At 67.6% G+C, this 18,299-nt stretch carries 20 protein-coding genes; 12 read left to right on the plus strand and 8 right to left on the minus strand.

The window, feature by feature from the left end:
* The first annotated feature begins 120 nt into the window (after positions 1 to 120).
* Together infC and ACQY4K_RS16655 are read left to right on the plus strand one after the other, a co-directional pair.
* Positions 121 to 642, plus strand: a complete 522-nt coding sequence (infC, locus tag ACQY4K_RS16650) for a translation initiation factor IF-3 (protein ID WP_428391320.1) — start codon at positions 121 to 123, stop codon at positions 640 to 642.
* On the plus strand, positions 642 to 1,244 hold the full coding sequence (locus ACQY4K_RS16655; protein WP_428391321.1) for an NUDIX domain-containing protein: 603 nt from the start codon (positions 642 to 644) through the stop codon (positions 1,242 to 1,244). Before infC ends, ACQY4K_RS16655 begins: the two co-directional genes overlap by 1 nt.
* A gap of 153 nt (positions 1,245 to 1,397) precedes the next feature.
* Here ACQY4K_RS16655 and ACQY4K_RS16660 read toward each other — a convergent pair whose 3' ends face one another.
* The gene (locus ACQY4K_RS16660) at positions 1,398 to 2,303 is read right to left on the minus strand and encodes a prohibitin family protein (protein ID WP_428391322.1); all 906 of its coding nucleotides are present in this window, start codon (positions 2,301 to 2,303) and stop codon (positions 1,398 to 1,400) included.
* 233 nt (positions 2,304 to 2,536) lie between these two features.
* Between ACQY4K_RS16660 and ACQY4K_RS16665 the strand changes: the two genes are divergently transcribed.
* Together ACQY4K_RS16665 and ACQY4K_RS16670 are read left to right on the plus strand one after the other, a co-directional pair.
* Positions 2,537 to 3,046 carry a DUF4126 family protein gene (locus ACQY4K_RS16665; RefSeq protein WP_428391323.1) on the plus strand — a complete coding sequence of 170 codons (510 nt, stop codon included), beginning with the start codon at positions 2,537 to 2,539 and terminating at the stop codon, positions 3,044 to 3,046.
* Positions 3,047 to 3,052: 6 nt separating this feature from the next.
* Positions 3,053 to 3,376 carry a hypothetical protein gene (locus tag ACQY4K_RS16670; RefSeq protein WP_428391324.1) on the plus strand — a complete coding sequence of 108 codons (324 nt, stop codon included), beginning with the start codon at positions 3,053 to 3,055 and terminating at the stop codon, positions 3,374 to 3,376.
* On the opposite strand, the gene ACQY4K_RS16675 is transcribed toward ACQY4K_RS16670, so the two are convergent.
* Entirely contained in the window at positions 3,296 to 3,658 is a 363-nt protein-coding gene (locus tag ACQY4K_RS16675; protein ID WP_428391325.1) for a UrcA family protein, read from the minus strand. The genes ACQY4K_RS16670 and ACQY4K_RS16675 overlap by 81 nt on opposite strands.
* Positions 3,659 to 3,850: 192 nt before the next feature.
* Between ACQY4K_RS16675 and ACQY4K_RS16680 the strand changes: the two genes are divergently transcribed.
* Positions 3,851 to 5,494, plus strand: a complete 1,644-nt coding sequence (locus ACQY4K_RS16680; protein WP_428391326.1) for a winged helix-turn-helix domain-containing protein — start codon at positions 3,851 to 3,853, stop codon at positions 5,492 to 5,494.
* Between the two features lie 91 nt (positions 5,495 to 5,585).
* Entirely contained in the window at positions 5,586 to 5,717 is a 132-nt protein-coding gene (locus tag ACQY4K_RS16685) for a hypothetical protein (RefSeq protein ID WP_428391327.1), read from the plus strand.
* Positions 5,718 to 5,726: 9 nt separating this feature from the next.
* Here ACQY4K_RS16685 and glyS read toward each other — a convergent pair whose 3' ends face one another.
* Both glyS and ACQY4K_RS16695 read right to left on the minus strand, forming a co-directional pair.
* Positions 5,727 to 7,799: a glycine--tRNA ligase subunit beta gene (gene glyS, locus ACQY4K_RS16690; protein WP_428391328.1), complete on the minus strand. Its 2,073-nt coding sequence runs from the start codon at positions 7,797 to 7,799 to the stop codon at positions 5,727 to 5,729.
* Positions 7,800 to 7,802: 3 nt separating this feature from the next.
* Positions 7,803 to 8,669, minus strand: coding sequence for a glycine--tRNA ligase subunit alpha (locus tag ACQY4K_RS16695; protein ID WP_428391329.1), 867 nt, complete (start codon positions 8,667 to 8,669; stop codon positions 7,803 to 7,805).
* Between the two features lie 96 nt (positions 8,670 to 8,765).
* On the opposite strand from ACQY4K_RS16695, the gene ACQY4K_RS16700 reads away from it, so the two are divergent.
* Positions 8,766 to 9,215: a CoA-binding protein gene (locus ACQY4K_RS16700; RefSeq protein ID WP_428391330.1), complete on the plus strand. Its 450-nt coding sequence runs from the start codon at positions 8,766 to 8,768 to the stop codon at positions 9,213 to 9,215.
* A gap of 54 nt (positions 9,216 to 9,269) precedes the next feature.
* Positions 9,270 to 10,052, plus strand: coding sequence for a DUF2076 domain-containing protein (locus tag ACQY4K_RS16705; protein ID WP_428391331.1), 783 nt, complete (start codon positions 9,270 to 9,272; stop codon positions 10,050 to 10,052).
* On the opposite strand, the gene ACQY4K_RS16710 is transcribed toward ACQY4K_RS16705, so the two are convergent.
* Together ACQY4K_RS16710 and ACQY4K_RS16715 are read right to left on the minus strand one after the other, a co-directional pair.
* The gene (locus tag ACQY4K_RS16710; RefSeq protein ID WP_428391332.1) at positions 10,049 to 10,927 is read right to left on the minus strand and encodes an endonuclease/exonuclease/phosphatase family protein; all 879 of its coding nucleotides are present in this window, start codon (positions 10,925 to 10,927) and stop codon (positions 10,049 to 10,051) included. The genes ACQY4K_RS16705 and ACQY4K_RS16710 overlap by 4 nt on opposite strands.
* Position 10,928: 1 nt before the next feature.
* Complete coding sequence (locus ACQY4K_RS16715) at positions 10,929 to 11,618, minus strand: carbonic anhydrase (protein ID WP_428391333.1); 690 nt, start codon at positions 11,616 to 11,618, stop codon at positions 10,929 to 10,931.
* Between the two features lie 78 nt (positions 11,619 to 11,696).
* On the opposite strand from ACQY4K_RS16715, the gene ACQY4K_RS16720 reads away from it, so the two are divergent.
* Positions 11,697 to 12,608 carry an NUDIX hydrolase gene (locus ACQY4K_RS16720; protein WP_428391334.1) on the plus strand — a complete coding sequence of 304 codons (912 nt, stop codon included), beginning with the start codon at positions 11,697 to 11,699 and terminating at the stop codon, positions 12,606 to 12,608.
* Between the two features lies 1 nt (position 12,609).
* Here ACQY4K_RS16720 and ACQY4K_RS16725 read toward each other — a convergent pair whose 3' ends face one another.
* A complete protein-coding gene (locus ACQY4K_RS16725) occupies positions 12,610 to 14,061 on the minus strand; it encodes a multicopper oxidase family protein (protein WP_428391335.1) in 1,452 nt (483 codons plus the stop codon).
* A gap of 185 nt (positions 14,062 to 14,246) precedes the next feature.
* On the opposite strand from ACQY4K_RS16725, the gene nadA reads away from it, so the two are divergent.
* Genes nadA through nadC form a run of 3 tightly spaced genes read left to right on the plus strand, consistent with a single transcriptional unit; the run spans position 14,247 to position 17,628 of the window.
* Positions 14,247 to 15,236, plus strand: a complete 990-nt coding sequence (nadA, locus tag ACQY4K_RS16730; protein WP_428391336.1) for a quinolinate synthase NadA — start codon at positions 14,247 to 14,249, stop codon at positions 15,234 to 15,236.
* A gap of 23 nt (positions 15,237 to 15,259) precedes the next feature.
* Positions 15,260 to 16,789: an L-aspartate oxidase gene (locus ACQY4K_RS16735; protein WP_428391337.1), complete on the plus strand. Its 1,530-nt coding sequence runs from the start codon at positions 15,260 to 15,262 to the stop codon at positions 16,787 to 16,789.
* On the plus strand, positions 16,786 to 17,628 hold the full coding sequence (gene nadC, locus ACQY4K_RS16740) for a carboxylating nicotinate-nucleotide diphosphorylase (protein ID WP_428391338.1): 843 nt from the start codon (positions 16,786 to 16,788) through the stop codon (positions 17,626 to 17,628). The genes ACQY4K_RS16735 and nadC overlap by 4 nt, the downstream gene beginning before the upstream one ends.
* A 9-nt stretch (positions 17,629 to 17,637) precedes the next feature.
* Here the strand turns inward: nadC and ACQY4K_RS16745 are convergent, their stop codons facing one another.
* Complete coding sequence (locus ACQY4K_RS16745) at positions 17,638 to 18,288, minus strand: VC0807 family protein (RefSeq protein ID WP_428391339.1); 651 nt, start codon at positions 18,286 to 18,288, stop codon at positions 17,638 to 17,640.
* Between the last annotated feature and the right edge of the window lie 11 nt (positions 18,289 to 18,299).

An 18,299-nucleotide genomic window follows, 5' to 3' on the forward strand; every position in this document is an offset into this window, starting at 1 on the left:
GGTGGCTTCCTGCGCCACAAAGCGTTTGCTGCCGACTTACGAAAATTTTAACCGAAACTTTACGCGTCCCGACCACGATACCGTAACAGAGACAGGAGACCCCACATAGCCAGACCCCCGATGCCCGCGCAGCCGACCCGCGAGGGGCCCCGCGTGAATGAGGAGATCCGCGTCCCGCAGGTCCGCCTGATCGACGAAGAGGGCGAGATGCAGGGCGTTCTGACGACCCGCGAGGCCATGGGCCGCGCGTTCGCCGTCGGCCTCGACCTGCTGGAAATCAGTCCGAACGCCGATCCACCGGTCGTCAAGATCCTGGATTATGGCAAGTTCAAGTACGAGCAGCAGAAGAAGAAGAACGAGGCCCGAAAGAAGCAAAAGATCATCGAGATCAAGGAGGTCAAGGTCCGACCCAATATCGATGAAAACGACTACCAGGTTAAGCTTCGCGCCATGCGATCCTTCATCGAGGAGGGCGACAAGGTGAAAGTCACCCTGCGCTTCCGTGGCCGCGAAATGGCGCACCAGGATCTTGGCGTCAAAGTGCTGGAACGGATCCGTGACGACATGGACGAGCGCACCAAGGTCGAACAGATGCCGCGCATGGAGAACCGACAGATGATCATGGTGCTGTCGCCGCGCTGATGACGGATTCGCCCAAGGTAGATTTGCGCGTGCCGGAGTTGCGCGTCGGGACATCACGCGTGCTGTCGGACGGCCACTCGGTGCTGCGCAGCACGGTGTTCGACATTCGTCGCCGCGACGGCACATGGCAAACGTTAAACCGTGAGACCTATGACCGCGGCAATGGCGCGGTCATTCTCCCCTATGATCGGTCGCGGCGCACCGTGCTGCTGGTGCGGCAATTCCGTTATCCCGCCTATGTCAATGGCCATCAGGCGCCGCTGATCGAGGCGATCGCAGGCTTGCTGGAGGGCCAGGATCCGCTGACGGTGGCCTGCAAGGAGGCCGAGGAGGAGGCCGGTGTAAAAGTCCGCAACCCGCGCTGCGTGTTTACGACCTTCACCAGCCCAGGTGCCGTGACAGAGACGCTCGCCTGTTTCATCGCCGAATACGGCGCCGCCGACCGCATCGGCGCGGGCGGTGGCCTACGCCAGGAGGGCGAGGACATCGAGGTCCTGGAGCCCGACTTTGACGACGCGCTCGCCATGATCGCTGACGGGCAAATCGTCGACGCCAAGACCATCATGCTTCTCCAGCATCTGCGCCTCGCCGGCCTGCTGTAGCCGATCCTGCCGACTAGAGCACTTCCCGCGCCGCTTGGCGCGGGAGTAGTGCTCTAGGATACTGATAAGCGGGCAAATATATCCGATCAGGTGACTCCACCTGATCGGATTTTGCCCTGGTGCGCTCCTCGTCGCACCCGTGCCAATTCCGATTCAGTGCTGCCCGGTGTTCAGGAATGGCATGGGCGCGCCGGCCCCTAGGTAGGTGGGCAGGACGCCGTTCCACCGCTGGATGGCGAGTTGCTGAAGGATCGAAGGGCTGAGGGTTGCCGTAACCTTCGTGTTAGCCTTGGCCTGCCCCTCCGCGGCCGCGATCTGCGCGGTCGCGTGGGCCTGCGCCTCCAACACCTGCTGCTGCGCATCCACCCTGACCTTGTCGAGCGTGAAGGCTGCCTGCTGGGCCTGTTGCTGGGCGACCTGTTTCGCCTCGATAGCCGCCGTAAACTCCTGAGAGAACTGGAAGTTGGTGATGTTCACCGCGTCGATGACCACCCTGTATGGCTGCAGGGCGGTGCGGAGCAGCGTGTTGATCTCAAGCGCCACCTCATCGCGCCGCACGATGAGGTCGGCGGCGTCGTAGTGCGCGGTCGCTGCCTTGACGGCGTTCGAGATCGCCGGGGCGATCACCCGCGCCTCCACCTGCGGCAGCGTGCCCACGTGCTGATACACCCAGGCGGCGTCTTCCGGCATGATGTGATAGTTGGTCGCGACCTCGGTATGAACCGTTTGCAGGTCCCGTGACGCGGCTTCCTCCTTGTTCTGATAGTTCTGCACCTGGACGTTCATCTGCACGACAGTTTGCATGATCGGCACGATGACATGCAGTCCAGGTGCTAGAACGCCGGGCTGGACGCTACTGAAGTCCATCAGGATGCCGCGGCTTCCAGGTCCTACCTGCCGGAAGGGATCAAGAACAAATAACCCGACCACAATGGCCGCGGCGATGCCACCGTAGAGGTATCGGCGATCGACGCGGTTGCCCCGGCGACCGGGTGGTCCCAGTTGCCACGGGTTGTCCGAGCCATCGTGGCCGGACGGCGTGGTTGGAACGCTCGGCATAAACACGGTGCTCCCTGCTCTACAAGCTTGTGCTCACCACCAAGCCGAATGTCCGCACATCAGCCGGCCCGGCGAGGTGCTCATGAATGCGATAAAGCACATACCGCATCCTGCGGGGGGAATAGGTACAAAGTGGCCGCCGGCAGCCGTCGGGTCGGTCACTTCGATAGGTTCATCGGGAACCATCGAAGCATCGCGCCATTTGCAGCTGAGCAGGAAAGGGATGAACGGATATGCTTGCCTCTCTCCTGATGGGCCTGCTCGGTGGTCAACGCGCGATGATGCCGCTCGCCGCAGTGTCCGTCGCCACCGCGTATGGCAGGTTACCGGCCAGAGATGGCGCGCTTCGTTTCATCGGACATCCCCTCGTTGCGGCTGGTGCGGCAATCCTGGCAGTCGGTGAGATGGCCGGCGACAAGCAGAAGGGGGCGCCCAACCGGATTATTCCGATAGGCCTCGTCGCCCGCTTCATGACCTCGGCCATAGCGGGAGCATCGCTGGCACGGCGACGGCAGCGATGGCTCGGCGCGGCGGCTGGGGGATCAATCGCGGTGGCGGCGTCTTATGCCGGCTGGCGTGCGCGTATGGCGTGTATCCCGCGCTATGGTCGAATTTCCACCGGCTTGGTCGAGGACACGTTCGTGGTTCTCGGCGCCGTCGGCATTTTGTGGATGGTCGGTAGATCTGCCGGCGAAGAGGTTGAACGTCCGATCGATGCCGAGCGTGAGCCTGCCCGCCGATAAGGGCGATTGCCGGCTGACATCTTCACGAGCCCTGGCGCGGTCACCGAGACGCTCGCTTTCGCCGCCGAGTGCCGGCCGCCGGACCGCGTCAGTGGGAGCGGCGGCCTGCGCCATGGGGGCGACGACATCGAGGTGCTGGAACCCGACTTCGACGACGCGCTCGCCATGATGGTTGACGGCCGCGTCGTCGATGCCAAGACCATCATGCTGCCCCAGCACCTGCGCCGGGCCTGCCTGCCGTTGACAGCCTTACCGGCTGGCGCGCTGCGCGTCCGCAAGCACGCGGCCTCGTGTCCTAGCCGACGCGACCAGCAGATCGACCTGGCCTGACGCGTTCGCAACCGCATCGTCGTGGCAGGTCTTGTAGCTGGCTGACATCCATTCGCCGGCACTGTCATACAGGCCGCAGACGCGGCGCGCGGCAAGCTCGATCCGGTGCGCGAGCACCGCCCGGTCCGCGGCCCTGCTCAGGTCGAGATCGGCGATGCTGACCAGCGTGCTGGACGTCTCCGAGTCCTGTGCCTGGGCCGGCTGCGACGCGCCACCGAGCAGTATGGCGGCGAGCGGCAGGACGGCGAGCAGCGATGCAAGGCGGCGCGTGGTGACAATCATGGCAAGTCTCCTGTTCTGGCGTTTTGGCGCCGGCCGTTGCCGGTCGCTGGCGCGTCGCTAGTCCCGCCGAACTAGGCCGCCTACTCAAACGAAATCAATCGTTGCTAATTGAAATAAATCGCCGGCGTATTGGCAGTCCCGGCCGGCTGGGACTAAGGTATTGCCGCTTTCGGCACTCCCGGGACGGCCAGAATGGACGCTCAGGTTGAGGCGTGGCGGTTCGGCCGGTTCACGCTCAGGCCGGCGCGAAGGCTGCTGCTAGCGGACGGCCAGCCGGTGGCCCTCAGCTCGCGCGCCTACGACATCCTGGAACTTCTGGTGCGATGCCACGACCGGATCGTCACTCGTGACGAGATCATCGCCCATGTCTGGCGCGGAACGGTCGTCGGCGAGAACAACCTCACCGTGCAGATGTCGAATCTGCGCCGCGCGCTTGGCGAACATGCCGGTGGCGAGCCGCTGATCGTCAACCTACCGGGCCGCGGCTACCGGCTGGTGGCGGAGGTCACCGAGGTCCTCCCATTCTGTGTGGCCGCACCCGAACCTGCGTCGCTGGCGCCGGAAACGCCACCCCAGAAACGCACGCGGCGGTGGCGCTGGCTGGTCGGCTCCGCCGGCGTGTCGCTGGCGCTCTTGCTGCCGATGATGGCCGGTGCGCCGGCTCTGCAACGGCTCGTCTCCGGTTCCGTCCGCGATATGCGCTTGAGCGTGGCGGTGCACCGCTTTACCCCGATTGGCGACGACCCAAGGGCCGCGACCTTGGCGATCCGCTATACCGAAGCGCTGCTCGCCCGATTCGCGCAGTTCGAGGATTTTGTCCTGTATGCGGGCCCGCCGACGGCGGAAAACCCGGTCATGCCGCGGTTCGAGCTGACCGGCACTGTCGAGATCGTCAACGCCGATGCCGTGTTGACCGTCGGTGTACGACAGACACGCGACGGGCAGCTGCTCTATCGACACAGCCTCTCTACACCGGACACCGCCGCGATCGCGGAGCAATCAACGACAGCGCTACACATGCTCGTGGAGATCCGGCCGATCCTGTTTCGTGTGGAGGCAGAACGTCGAGGCGGGCCGCCGCGTGATGCCATTGACTTCGTCATCGATGCCCACCGGGCGCTCGGGCAATCCGACCAGATCGCCAATCTGCGGCGCGCCCTGGCCCTGGCCCGCGAGGCCGTGCGGCGCGATCCCGCCGACCGTCCGGCGCGCGTGCTCCTGGCACTCCTGCTCACCGACGACATGATGTTCAGCAGTGCCCAAGCGGGCGACCAGGAGGGATGGCAGGCGCTCGCTCTGATCGACGACGTGCTCCGCGAGCAACCTCGTAACTCCCTCTATATCAGCCGGCGAGCGTATGTTCTTGAAGCGCTGGGAAAGCTGGATGATGCGCAGGCAACGGCCGAACTGGGTCTGCGGATCGACCCGGGCTTTCCGCTCCTGACCGACAGGCTAGGGGAAGTCCTGATGCTTGAGGGCAATGTCGCGGTGGCAAAGACGCTTTACAGCTCGGATTCAAACGATACGCAGGACAACACCCTGGCGACAATCGCCTTTGCCGAAGGGCGCTATGCCGATGCGCTGGTGCTGGTCGGCCAAGTGGTTGCGGCGACGCCGGACACTTCATACGCGCGCTTCAACCTTCTGCTTGAGGTCGCGACGCTCAGCCGGCTCGGCCGAATGCGGGAAGCCAAAGACGAGCTGACTAGGGCGATGGCCGGCCTGCCGCCAGCCCTGCGATCGGTGGGCGCGCAACGTCAAGCAGTCTATGTACTGCCTTACGAGGCCTGGCGAAAGTTCAAGCAGGGCTTGGCAGCCGCAGGCATGCCGCCGTAATGTTCCGAGAGCAGATAGCGTGTACACGAACTCACCGGCGAGATCTCAGGTCGAGGCAACCTGCATCACTCCAGCGAATACGGGCCGTCACATGGACACGAAACCGACTTCGCCGCCGTCGTCCTCTACCGCGATGGTCGCCGCCGCCGTACTCGGCGCCTTTGCCGCCGGCATGGCGGCCGGAATGATGATCGCTACGGCTTGGCATCGGCCGCCACCTTAGTGCTGCGGCTTAGCCCTCTACCAGGCTGAGATCGGCGATACGCCCGAACGTGTCACGCAGATTGGCAAGCAGCCGTAGCCGGTTGCGGCGCAGGGCCGGGGCGTCGGCGTTGACCGTGACCGCCTCGAAAAAGCGGTCGAGCGGGGCACGTATAACGGCCATCGCGGTCATCGCCTCGTCGTATTGCTCGTCGGCGATGGCGCGGTCGATCTCAGGGGTGGCGGCGTCGAGTGCCGCAGCCAGGGCGCGCTCCTCGTCCTGGACGTAGAGCGCAAGCGCGGGGGGGGCGGCGTGCGGGCCGTCCTTGCGGTCCTCGATGCGCAGGATGTTGGCGGCGCGGCGGCATGCCGCCAGCAGGTCGGCACCCTCGGCGGTGTTGAGCAGGTTGGCGACCGCCTCGGTGCGGGCCAGTAGCCGCACCAGGTCACCGTCATGGCCGGCCGCGTTGACGGCGGCCAGCACGTCGTGGCGCGCGCCTTCGGTGCGGAGCTGCACGCGCAGCCGCTCGGCGATAAATCCGGGCAACAGCGCGAGATCAGGCGCTTGTCGCAAGGGTTCGGGAAGTGCGGCGGTGGCGGCCGCGAACAGGGCATGCAGATCGAGCCGTAGGGCGTTGTCGCGAACGATCCGGATGATGCCGAGGGCGGCGCGGCGCAGCGCGTAGGGGTCACCCGAGCCGCCTGGCTTTTCGCCAGCGGCGAAGAAGCCTGCGAGGCTGTCGATCCGGTCGGCGAGGGCGACCGCGATCGAGACCGGCGTGCGTGGCGTATCGTCGCCGGCGCCGCGCGGCAGGTAGTGCTCGCGGATCGCGCGCGCCACGGTCTCGGGCTCGCCGTCATGGCGGGCGTAATATTCGCCCATCACGCCCTGCAGTTCGGGGAATTCGCCGACCATGCCGGTGAGCAGGTCGGCCTTGGCGAGCCGCGCCGCGCGCGCGGCAGGCGCCGGCTCGGCGCCAACCAGGGGGGCGATCAGGGCGGCCAGCCGCTCAAGCCTGCGTACCCTGTCGCTCTGGCTGCCTAGGGCGGCGTGGAAGCGGACCGCGTCGAGGCGGGCGACGCGGGCCTCCAGCGAGGTCTTGCGGTCGAGATCCCAGAAGTGCCGCGCGTCGGAGAAGCGCGCGCGCAGCACGCGTTCGTTGCCGGCGATGGCGAGCGCGCCGTCGTCGGCCTGGATGCTGCCGGCGATGAAGGCGAAGCGCGGCGCCGGCACCCCATCCGGGGTGCGCAATGCGAAATAGCGCTGATGGCTGCGCATGCTGACCTGCATCACCTCGGGCGGCAGGTCCATGAATGCCGCGTCGATGGTTCCAAGCATCGGCACCGGCCACTCGACCAGCCCCGCGACTTCCTCGAGCAGGGCCTCGTCAGGCGCCACGGTCAGGGTCTCGGCGCGGGCCAGGCTGGCGATGCCTTCGCGGATCAGGGTCACGCGGTCGCGCGGATCGACCAGCACGTGCCGGACGCGCAACGTGCGGCGCCAGTCGGCGAGCGAGGTCACCGCGACCGGGCCTGGTGCGAGAAATCGGTGGCCTTCGGTGAGGCTGTCCGCGATCAGGCCGTGTCCGTCGTCGTCGCCTTGGCTCAGGCCGAAGCGCACCGGCTTGCCGTCGAGCACGCACAGGATGCGACGCAGTGGACGCATCCAGGTAAAGGCGCTCGTGGCACTCCAGCGCATCGCCTTCGGCCACGGGAAGCGGCGCAGCAGGGCGGGCAGCGTACGCGCGACGAGTGTTGCGGCGGTGACGGCCTCGGTTTGCGTCTGCAGCACCCAGAAGCCGCCTTCCAGGCGCAGCGCCTCGCGCGTGGTGTCGTGCTTGCGCAGGAAACCGGCGAGGGCCTGCTCGGGCGCACCTTCACGCGGGCCGCGCTCAATGCGGGTTTGTGCGGCGACCTCGGGATCGAGCCTGGCCGCGAGCGCGATCCGGCGCGGTGTGGAGAAGCTTTCGATATCGCGGATCGCGAGTGGTGCGAGCGCCTCAGTCAGCAGCCGGCGCAGGGTTTCGGCGCCGCTGGCCTGCACACCGGCGGGGATTTCCTCGCTGAACAGCTCGATCAGGAAGTTCGGACCGGGCTCGGCCATGCCTCAGTGCTCTCCCGCCAGCCAGGCCTCGCACGACGCCTGCGCCAGCGCGCGTACCCGGCCGATCACCGAGGCGCGCTCGCTGACGCTGATCACCCCACGCGCGTCGAGCAGGTTGAACAGGTGGCTCGCCTTGAGACACTGGTCGTAGGCCGGTTGGGCGAGGCCGGCCCCCGCCAGGGCGCCGGACTCACGCTCGGCGTCGTCGAAATGCCGGCGCAGCATGTCGGTGTCGGCGCGTTCGAAATTATGCCGCGAATAATCCCGCTCGGCGCGCAGGAACACGTCGCCGTAGGTCAGGCCGCGGCCGTCATAATCGAGATCATAGACGCGCTCGACGCCTTGCACATACATCGCGAGCCGCTCCAGCCCGTAGGTGAGTTCGGTGGAGGGGAGAGCCACGGCGATGCCGCCGACCTGCTGGAAATAGGTGAACTGGGTGACCTCCATACCGTCGCACCAGACCTCCCAGCCGAGGCCCCAGGCGCCGATCGTCGGGTTCTCCCAATCATCCTCGACGAAGCGGATGTCGTGCCGGGCGGGATCGATGCCGATGGCGCGGTAGCTGTCCAGGAGCAGCGCCTGGCTGTCGGCCGGTGCCGGCTTCAGCAGCACCTGGTATTGGTAGTAGTGCTGCAGCCGGTTCGGGTTCTCGCCGTAGCGACCGTCCGATGGACGCCGGCAGGGCTGCACGTAGGCGGCGCGCCAGGGTCGCTCGCCGAGGGCGCGCAGGCTGGTATGCGGCGACAGCGTGCCGGCGCCGACCTCGATGTCGTAGGGTTGCAGAATTGCGCAGCCCTGCTCCGACCAGAACGCGTGCAGCTTGAGGATGAGCGCCTGGAAGCTGATCGGGTGCAGTGCCAGGGGCATGGGTCACGGATGCTCTTCAAAGGATTGGCGAGGGGCGGCACCATAAAGGCAGGGCGGCAAACGTCGCAACAAACCGATCCGAACGGGAGCAGATCGATGAACGTGGACGGGCTTGGTGACGACGACATACGCGACATCCTCGCCACGACGCGCCGGATCGCCCTGGTCGGCGCCTCAGTGACGCCGTCGCGCGCGTCGTTCCAGGTCACGCAATTCCTGCTGGCGCATGGCTACGACGTCACTCCGGTCAATCCGGGGCTTGCCGGCCAGCGCCTGCACGACCGCGCGGTTGCCGCCGATCTCGACCAGGCGGCACCGCTGGACATGGTCGATCTGTTCCGCGCCTCCGAGCATGTCGGATCGAGCGTGGATGCGGCGATCCGCCTGGGCGCGCGGACGGTCTGGATGCAGCTCGGGGTGGTCAACGAGGCGGCGGCCACGGCGGCCCGCGCGGCCGGGCTGCGTGTGGTCATGGACCGCTGCCCGAAGATCGAATGGGCGCGCCTCGGCCTCAGGCACCCCACCCTGCCGCGTGGCGGCGCTTGACGGAGTCCGGAACCACCGCCACATCTAGCGTCCAGCATTTTGGATGGTGCTCCCATGACCAACGAAGAACGCGATCTGATTGCTCGCTTCATCGCCCGGGTCGGCGGCCAGCCGCAGGCGGCGAGCAGTTTTGGGGCGAGCGTGCCGGCCACGCAGACAGCGCTGCCACCGATTGACCCCGAAGCCGACCGCTTCATCGGGGCGACGATGAACCAGTTCCCGGAGGCGCGCTACCGCATCACTCAGATGGCGGTGGTCCAGGAGGCCGCGATGGCCGAGGCACAAAACCGTATCCGGCGGCTGGAGTGGGAGCTGCAACAGGCGCAGATGCAGGCGCAGCAGGCGCAGCAACAATCGTCGCGCGGTGGCGGTGGTTTCTTCGGCAATCTGTTCGGCGGCGGCAATCGCCAGGCGCCCCCGCAACAAGGCTACGGTCAACAGGGCTACGGGCCACCGCCTGGCTATCAATCGGCGCCGCCGCAGCCGAGCTACGCGCCGGGTATGCAGTCCGGCATGTTCCAGCGGCAAGGCTCCGGCTTTCTTGGTTCGGCACTGACCACGGCCGCCGGCGTTGCGGGCGGCATGGTCGCCGGGGAAGCGCTGATGAACCTGTTCGAGGGCGGACGCGGCGGTGGCTTAGGCGGTGGTCTGGGTGGCGGCGAGATGGGCGGCGGTAATTTCGGCGACTCCGGTGGTGCGTGGGGCGGCGGCGGTGGCGATCCATTCGCCGGCCAGGGAACCGACGTCGATCCGAACTTTGGCGGTGACTCGGGCGGCTTTGATGATGGTGGCGGTTTCGACAGCGGCGGCGGCTTCGACGACAGCAGCAGCTTCTAGCTTGGCGGGATTGAGCGTTCGGGATCGAGCCGGACGCTGATTGGGCAATGGTCGGATAGCCGCTCCTTCATCGCGGGCGTGGTCTGCCGGTATACCATCACGCGCAGGCTGTTGGGCACCAGCCACGCCCGGGTGGCGCCGCCGAGCAGGATATGGTCGATGAAGGCCTCACCGCCCCAGCAGGGGCTGGCGTAGCCCGCGGTCACCAGCGCCATCGGGGCGGCTTGATCAATTCCGGCGAGAAAGACGTCACCGACGGGCATGTTGCGGTTGAAGTCGCCCATGAGAACGAATGGCACGCCCTCGGTCCTGCGCGCCGCGAGCCAATCCTGCAAAACCCCGAGTTGCTGCCCCAGCACATGACAGGCGCGCGGGCCACGTCCGCGCAGCGGCCTGTCCCAGCAGCCGGTCTTGAGATGCACGACCAGGATACGCAGGCTCTTGCCGTCCCGCGTGAGGGTGACGTCGAGCCCGCTTCGCAGCGGATATTTTGCCTGGGCACCGTAGGTATCGAGCGCGGTCAGGTCGGGGTGGCGCGTGACCTGGTAATCGCGTCGGATTGCCAGCCCGACCCGTTGCACCACATGGTCATGAGTCATCTCGATATCGTAGCGGTCTGGGGGGAAGATGCGTGCCGCCATGGCTCGTCCGTCAACTTCCTGGATGCCGATCGCGTCGGCGTTCAGGCGCCTGGCGTAGCCGGCGAGGGTGGCGATATCGACCAGCCGCTTGGGATGCGCGTCGTCGGGCAACCCGTCGCCGTCGGGCCGCAAGGTCAGCCACTCCAGGTTCCAGGTGGCGAGCTTGATATCGTAGGCGTGCGCAACGGCCGGCAGGCATAGCAGCAGCATCGCCCAGGCCACGCACCAGCGCATGTCAGGCCCCAATCCTGTCCAGCGGGGGGCGCAGCGCGGTGAGCGCCTCGCCTACCGTCATGGCGCGTCGGGACTGCTCGTCCAGCACCCAGATCGAGCCGTGGCCGATGTCGTAGTACCAGCCCTGCAGGGTCAGTCTGCCCTGCGCGATGCCGGCGACGACCGCGGGGTGGGTGCGTAGGTGGGCGAGTTGCAGCAGGACGTTCTGCTCGACCAGGGTGCGTAGCACGTCCTGCTTGTCGTCCTCGGGCTTGAGCGCCTGCGTGGCGGTGAGTGCCGCCTCGGCGCTGCGCAGCCAGCTGCTGACCGTGGGCATGCCGGCCAGCCCGTGTTCGACGGGGTGCAGCAGCGCCTTCATCGCGCCGCAGTCGGAGTGGCCGCAGACGATGATGTTGGCGACCTTGATCGCGCTGACCGCGTATTCGATGGCCGCCGAGACACCGCCCAGCATCTCGCCATAGGCCGGCACGATGTTGCCGATGTTGCGCAGCACGAACAGGTTGCCCGGACCCTCCTGGGTGATCATGCCCGGGCTGATGCGGCTGTCGGCGCAGGTGATGAACAGCGTATGCGGCGACTGGCCGCGCGCGAGTTCGGCGAACAGCGCCTGATTTTGCGGAAAGACCTCGTTGCTGAAGGTCTGCACTCCTTGCAGGAGGGAGACCAGGCTGTCGGCGGCATCGTTGTCCATGACGATTGTGTTCCCGGCTGGAGGCTTGGCGTGTGCCACCCTACACTGTCGCGGCTTCGATGCGGAGATGCAGTGTTCTTGGTGGACCACGACGATGCCCATTCCCCGTTGCATGCCGAGCTGATCGCCGTCCTGGTCGCCATCGGTGACGGACGCCCGCGTGTGCTGACCCTGGCCGACGGCGCCGCTTTGCCGTCCGGTCCGCTGGAGCGCGCGCATCGTTCGTTGCAATTCGGCATGCGCAGCTGGGTCGAGCGGCAGACCCACCATCCGATCGGGCATGTCGAGCAGCTCTACACCTTCGCCGACAGCGACCGCGCCGAGGCGACGGTGCAGGCGATCTCGATCAGCTACCTTGCACTGACCCGGATCGGCGAGAGCGATGCCGGCTGGCGTGACTGGTATGGGTATTTCCCTTGGGAGGACCAGCGCACTGCCAACGGCGCCGAGGCAGTGCGCGGCATCGGCGCCAGGCTGCTCGCCTGGGCGGAGGCACCGGGGGATGCCGTCATGCGCCAACAGCGACGGCAGCGCTACGCCGTGAATTTCGGCGTGGATGGAATGCCATGGGACGAGGAACTGGTGTTGCAGCGTTACGAGATGATGTACGAGGCGGGCCTGGTGGAGGAGGCACAGTCGAACCAGCCGGCGGAGTCCGGGCGGGTAATGCTGCGCGACCATCGGCGTATCCTCGCAACCGGGATCGCACGCCTGCGGGCACGCATCAAGTACCGCCCGGTGGTGTTCGAGCTGATGCCGCCGAGCTTCACCCTGCTGCAGTTGCAGCTCGCCTTCGAGGCGCTGGCCGGGCGGCGCCTGCACAAGCAGAATTTCCGTCGCCTGATCGAGCAGCAGCAGCTGGTCGAGGAGACGGGTGCGGTCGCCGGCCACGCCGTCGGGCGCCCGGCCAAGCTGTTCCGGTTCCGTCGCGAAGTGCTGCAGGCCCGGCACGTCGCCGGCAGCAAGCTGCCGATGACCAGGCTGTCGTGAGCTACGCGTAGTCGAACAGGGCCATGAAGCCGTAATCCATGTGCAGTTGCTGGTGGCAGTGAAACAAAGTGGGGCCGGGGTTGTCCGCGACGAAATCCACCTCCGCCTCCTGGTAGCCGCCCAGCATCACCACGTCCTTTAGCACGCCGGCGGTGGGTTTGCCGGCGATCCGGGTCAGCTCGCAGCTGTGCCGGTGCAGATGGATCGGGTGGATGTCGTCGCTGGCGTTGCGCATGCGAAGCCGGTAGCGGCGGCCTTGAGTGAGCCGCAGCATCGGCGGTGCCGCGTGCCTGCCGTGAGGGTAGGCGACGTTGTTGATGGTCCAGCGGTTGAAGCCGCCGTCTTCGGCGTTGTGCTTGGCGAACACCATGTCGAACACCGCATCCGGTGTGGGTGCCGGCTGCTGCGTGCCGAAGCGGGTGTAATCCCACAAGAAGCGGGGCGGCGTGGCCCAGCGCGCAGGTCCCTTTGCACCGGCATATTCGACGACGATGCCCATGCCGTGGCCACGGTCGTCGTCGGACAGGTCGCCCAGCACCCAGACACCCGGATGGTCCATCTCGACCACCGCCGAGATCCGTTCGGCGGTACCGAGCCAGAGCACCGGCACCTCCGCCTGAGTGGGGACAAGGTTGCCGTCCAGCGAGAGGACCCTGAAGCGATGACCAGGCAGGGCCAGGCTGCGTATCTCGCCGGCGCTGCCGTTGAGCACGTGCAGCAGCAGCCGCTGTCCCGCCTTGACCCGGAGCGGCGCGCCGTGCCCCAGCATGCGCCCGTTGATGGCGAAGACCTGATAGCCGACCTCGTAGCCAACCGGCATGCCGCGCGCGCGCGATGCCCGCATCGCCGTCTCGCCGGTCTGCTTGAGCGAGGGGATTTCGGCGCCGGCCAGAAAGTCCTGCGCCATGTCGCCGCCACGGCTGAAGGTCGGCCCGAACTCCTTGAGCACCAGGAACACCTCCTGGTCATACGCTCCGGGATCGTGCCGGGGCGCGATATACACCGGACCAACGAGCCCGGAATACATGCCGCGATCGAGGTCGGCGCCGGCCCTGACATGGGTGTGATAGAAGCGAAATCCGCTTGGGCCGGGGGTGAACATTTCGCGCCGGGAGCCGTGCGCCGGGATCAGCGGCGTGCCCTCCTCGGCGGCGCCGTCGACTTTGGCCGGGATTTTCTGGCCGTGCCAATGCACCAGCTCGGCATGGTCGGTGTCGTTGTGGATATCGACCGTCACCGGCCGGCCTTCCTGCATGCGCAGCAACGGCCCGGGAAACTGCCCATTATAGGTATTGGTCGAGACGATCGTGTCGGCGGCGAGTTCGACCAGCGAGCGGCCAATGCGCAGGGTGTGGTCGGCCGGCGACCGCGTGGCGTCTGCCGGGGGCGCACGCGCCGCCGCGGCCGCGGCGAGGCCGCCGAGCCTGAGGATATCGCGTCGCTCGATGTCCATATCCGTTGGGTCCCGCGGCTTCGGTGATCCGCGATATGGTGCGGCCGGCCATGACTTGAACCGGGCGCAGGCCAGCCACACATGCCTTGACGCCGTTATGCTCAGTGCTAGCATAAGGAACAACGCCCTTCCTGGCGTTCTTTTGTGGCCCCGTATATGCTCAATTTGAGCATTAAGGATGCAGAATGTTGCAGGATCTCCCGACGCGCACCGATGCCCTCTACGAGCGTGTCCGTCGCGTCGTGCCCCGCTCCGAGTGGCGGCTGTTCGAGGACGATATCGCCGCCATCCTCAGGCTCAAGCGCGAACGCGGCGCCGTCATTCTGGCGCACAACTACCAGACGCCGGAGATCTTCCATTGCGTCGCCGACATCACCGGCGACAGCCTGGCCCTCGCGCGCGACGCGCAGAACCTCGACGCCGAAATCATCGCCATGGCCGGCGTGCATTTCATGGCCGAGACCGCCAAGTTGCTCAATCCGACCAGGCGGGTGCTGATCCCTGACCTGCGCGCCGGCTGCTCGCTGGCGGAATCGATCACCGCGGCCGACGTGCGGCTGTTGCGCGCGCGCTATCCCGGCGTGCCGGTGGTCACCTACGTCAACACCTCGGCCGACGTGAAGGCCGAGAGCGACATCTGCTGCACCTCGGGCAACGCCAAGCGCATCGTCGAGGCGATCAGTCAGGAGTGGGGCACCGACCGGGTGATCATGATCCCCGACGAGTTCCTCGCACAGAACATCGCCCGTGAGACCGGTATCACCATGATCACTTGGGCCGGGCATTGCGAGGTGCATGAACGCTTCACGCCCGAGGAGATACGTCGTCTGCGCGCGGACAACCCGGGTATCATCGTTCTGGCGCATCCCGAGTGCCCGCCCGAGGTCGTGGCCGAGGCGGATTTCTCCGGCTCCACCAAGGGCATGTCCGACTATGTCGCCTCCGGCCGCGCCGACCGGGTGGTGCTGATCACCGAATGCTCGATGAGCGACAATCTCGCGGTGGCGCACCCGAACGTAGAGTTCGTGCGCCCCTGCAATCTCTGCCCGCATATGAAGCGGATCACCCTGGCCGGTCTGCGCCACAGCCTTGAGACCCTGACCCACGAGGTGCGGATCGAGCCGCATTTGGCGGTCCGGGCGCGCCAGTCGGTCGAGCGGATGCTCGCGCTATGATGAGCTTTGCGGATGCTGGCGCTATGAGCGGCTTTCTTGCCGGCCAGCCGGTCATTGCCGGCAGCGGCCTCGCCGGGCTGATTACGGCCCTGCGCCTCAGCCCGCGTCCCTGCGTCCTGCTCAGCGCGGCACCGCTCTCTACCGAGGCGTCGAGCGCCTGGGCCCAGGGTGGTATCGCCGCCGCGGTCGGTCCCGACGACGCGCCCGCGCTGCAGATCGCCGATACGCTCGCCGCCGGCGCCGGGTTGTGCGACGCGGACGCGGTGCGGCGCATCGTCAGCGCCGGGCCGGAGGCGATCGCAGCACTTGAGGAGCTCGGCGCGCGCTTCGACCGAGGCTCGGATGGCGCGCTGGCACTCGGCTTGGAGGCCGCGCATAGCCGCAGGCGGATCGTGCATGCCAGCGGCGACGGCACCGGGGGCGAGGTGATGCGCGCCCTGGCCGTGCGCGTGCGTGCGACGCCGTCGATCACCGTGTTGGAAGGCGCGTGCCTGCTGCGCGTGCTGGTCACGGGCGGCGCCATCGCCGGCGCCGTCGTGCGCATCGCCGGTCGCACCCGAACCTGGTCCACGTCGCAACTGGTCATCGCCACCGGCGGCGCCGGCGGGCTGTTCCTCGACACCACCAACCCGCTCGGCTCGACCGGCGGTGGGGCCGCGATCGCCGCGCGCGCCGGTGCCGCCCTCGGCGACCTCGAATTCGTGCAGTTCCATCCGACGGCGCTGGCCGTGGCGGCACCCGGCCACCCGCGCGGGCGTGTGCCGATGCCTCTGATCAGCGAAGCGGTGCGCGGCGAGGGCGCGGTGCTGATCGACGAGACCGGCGCGCGCTTCATGGCGGACGAGCTGGCGCCGCGCGATGTCGTCTCGCGCGCGGTCTGGCATCACGCGGCCCTCGGCCACAGCGTCTTTCTCGATGCGCGCGCGGCCCTCGGCGCGCGCTTCGCCGCCCGCTTCCCGGGCATCGACGCGGCCTGCCGCAAGCACGGCATCGATCCCGCCGTTATGCCGATCCCGATCCGACCCGCCGCGCACTATCATATGGGCGGCATCGCCGTGGATGCATTCGGTCGCAGCACGCTGGACGGGTTGTGGGCCTGCGGTGAGGCCGCCTGCACCGGCCTGCACGGCGCCAACCGCCTGGCCAGCAACTCGCTGCTCGAAGCCGCGGTCTGCGGTGGTGTGGTCGCCGACAGCATCAGCGGTAGCGTCGCACGCGCGGCGGTCCCTGTCCGACCGGCGCCGGACCGTGCGGCTACCGACCCCGCACTGCCCCAGGTCCGGCAGATCGTCTCGCGCGACGTCGGCGTGCTGCGCGACGGCCCCGGCCTGGAGCGCGCGGTGGCGGCGCTGTCGCCATACGCGGCCACTTCGGATGCCGGACTGCTCGCGCTGATGATCGCCCGCGCGGCCCTTGCGCGATGCGAAAGCCGCGGCGGGCATCACCGCACCGATTATCCGGACAGCGACGCGAGCGCCGTGCGCACCCGTGCCTACGCGCACGAGGCATTGGCAGCCGCGCGCGGGCTGCAGCCGCAACGGCGCGCATCATGAGCCCGCTCCCCGACCTGATGCTGGAGCCGCTGGTACGCGCCGCGTTGCTCGAGGACCTCGGCCGTGCCGGCGACATCACTACGGAGGCGATCGTGCCCGCCGGCCTGACCGCGCGGGTGGCGATGACCGCGCGCGATCCGGGGGTCGTCGCCGGGCTGGATCTCGCGCGTCTCGCATTCTCGCTCATCGAGCCTCGGCTCAGCTTCACCGCGCACCGCCCGGATGGCGCCAGCGTTGCCCCCGGCGACCTGCTAGCCAGCATCGAGGGGCCGGCGCGCGGCATCCTGATGGGCGAACGGGTGGCGCTGAATTACCTCTGCCACCTCAGCGGCATCGCCACCGCCACCAATCGCCTGGTGCGCGCGGCAGCACACACGCAGGCGCGAATCTGCTGTACACGCAAGACCACACCAGGGTTGCGGGCGGTGCAGAAATACGCGGTGCGCGCCGGCGGCGGCAGCAACCATCGCTTCGGCCTTGATGACGCGGTGCTGATCAAGGACAACCATATCGCCATCGCCGGCGGGGTGAGTGTCGCCCTCCGGCGCGCCCGCGCTTCCGTCGGCCACCTGGTCAAGATCGAGGTCGAGGTCGACACCCTGGCCCAGCTCGAGGAGGCGCTGTCGGTGGGTGCGGACGCCTACCTGCTCGACAACATGGCGCCGCCAGTGCTGCGGGAGGCGGTCGCGATGGTGGCGGGCCGCGGCGTCACCGAGGCGTCAGGGCGGATCACGCCGGAGACCGTCGCGGCGATCGCCGAGAGCGGCGTCGACCTGATCTCCGCCGGCTGGCTGACCCACAGCGTGACGGTGCTCGACATCGGCCTGGATGCGGCCTGAGCGGGGCGCTCAGCGCAAGGCGGCCTCCGCCAGACGTCGCTGGTGCTTTGGATACCAGAACGACCACAGCAGCAGCGCGCCCATCCATCCGTAGGCGAGGAACGGGCTGGCCAGCAGGTAGTCGCGGATCGGCATGGTGAACACCAGCGCACAGGCCACCGCGGTCTCGGCGACCAGCCCGAACCCCCAGACCAGGGTCATGGTCATCATGATCCGGCGAAACCGGGGGTGTTCCCGCAGGGCGTCGAAGGCCTCGACGTGGGCCGCGGACTTGCGCAGCTCGCGGGCGCGGGCAAGCTGATGGATCAGCGGCCGCCCGATTGCGGCCGAGACCAGGAACACGATGCCGATCACGCCGGTGACGAGGTTTTCGCGCAATTGCAGGAACCGCACCGAACCGCCGCCCAGGAAGGCCAGCAAAGAGAGCGCGATGCCGGCCAGCACGATCATCGAGACGGCGTCGATGCGGCGTTGCCGGACGAACCCGACCACGCTCCAGACGATCGGCGGCAGCGAGGCGGACATCAGCGCATGGACGGTGCCGAGCCGCGGCTCAAGTGCCACATAGATTGCGTAGGGGAGGGCGACGTTGAGCACGAGCTCACTGACTCCCGCAACCAAGCCGCGACGAGTCATCCCGCCTACCACCAGTGCCGCCATGTCTGGCTCCC

The organism is Lichenicoccus sp. (genome assembly GCF_965276875.1).
Classification (GTDB): Bacteria; Pseudomonadota; Alphaproteobacteria; order Acetobacterales; family Acetobacteraceae; genus Lichenicoccus.

Bases quoted from the DNA above. Each gene is read 5' to 3' on its own strand.
- infC (WP_428391320.1), top strand. From the start codon at position 121: ATGCCCGCGCAGCCGACCCGCGAGGGGCCCCGCGTGAATGAGGAGATC.
- ACQY4K_RS16655 (WP_428391321.1), top strand. From the start codon at position 642: ATGACGGATTCGCCCAAGGTAGATTTGCGCGTGCCGGAGTTGCGCGTC.
- ACQY4K_RS16660 (WP_428391322.1), bottom strand. From the start codon at position 2,303: ATGCCGAGCGTTCCAACCACGCCGTCCGGCCACGATGGCTCGGACAAC.
- ACQY4K_RS16665 (WP_428391323.1), top strand. From the start codon at position 2,537: ATGCTTGCCTCTCTCCTGATGGGCCTGCTCGGTGGTCAACGCGCGATG.
- ACQY4K_RS16675 (WP_428391325.1), bottom strand. From the start codon at position 3,658: ATGATTGTCACCACGCGCCGCCTTGCATCGCTGCTCGCCGTCCTGCCG.
- ACQY4K_RS16680 (WP_428391326.1), top strand. From the start codon at position 3,851: ATGGACGCTCAGGTTGAGGCGTGGCGGTTCGGCCGGTTCACGCTCAGG.
- ACQY4K_RS16685 (WP_428391327.1), top strand. From the start codon at position 5,586: ATGGACACGAAACCGACTTCGCCGCCGTCGTCCTCTACCGCGATGGTC.
- glyS (WP_428391328.1), bottom strand. From the start codon at position 7,799: ATGGCCGAGCCCGGTCCGAACTTCCTGATCGAGCTGTTCAGCGAGGAA.
- ACQY4K_RS16695 (WP_428391329.1), bottom strand. From the start codon at position 8,669: ATGCCCCTGGCACTGCACCCGATCAGCTTCCAGGCGCTCATCCTCAAG.
- ACQY4K_RS16700 (WP_428391330.1), top strand. From the start codon at position 8,766: ATGAACGTGGACGGGCTTGGTGACGACGACATACGCGACATCCTCGCC.
- ACQY4K_RS16705 (WP_428391331.1), top strand. From the start codon at position 9,270: ATGACCAACGAAGAACGCGATCTGATTGCTCGCTTCATCGCCCGGGTC.
- ACQY4K_RS16710 (WP_428391332.1), bottom strand. From the start codon at position 10,927: ATGCGCTGGTGCGTGGCCTGGGCGATGCTGCTGCTATGCCTGCCGGCC.
- ACQY4K_RS16715 (WP_428391333.1), bottom strand. From the start codon at position 11,618: ATGGACAACGATGCCGCCGACAGCCTGGTCTCCCTCCTGCAAGGAGTG.
- ACQY4K_RS16725 (WP_428391335.1), bottom strand. From the start codon at position 14,061: ATGGACATCGAGCGACGCGATATCCTCAGGCTCGGCGGCCTCGCCGCG.
- nadA (WP_428391336.1), top strand. From the start codon at position 14,247: ATGTTGCAGGATCTCCCGACGCGCACCGATGCCCTCTACGAGCGTGTC.
- ACQY4K_RS16735 (WP_428391337.1), top strand. From the start codon at position 15,260: ATGAGCGGCTTTCTTGCCGGCCAGCCGGTCATTGCCGGCAGCGGCCTC.
- nadC (WP_428391338.1), top strand. From the start codon at position 16,786: ATGAGCCCGCTCCCCGACCTGATGCTGGAGCCGCTGGTACGCGCCGCG.
- ACQY4K_RS16745 (WP_428391339.1), bottom strand. From the start codon at position 18,288: ATGGCGGCACTGGTGGTAGGCGGGATGACTCGTCGCGGCTTGGTTGCG.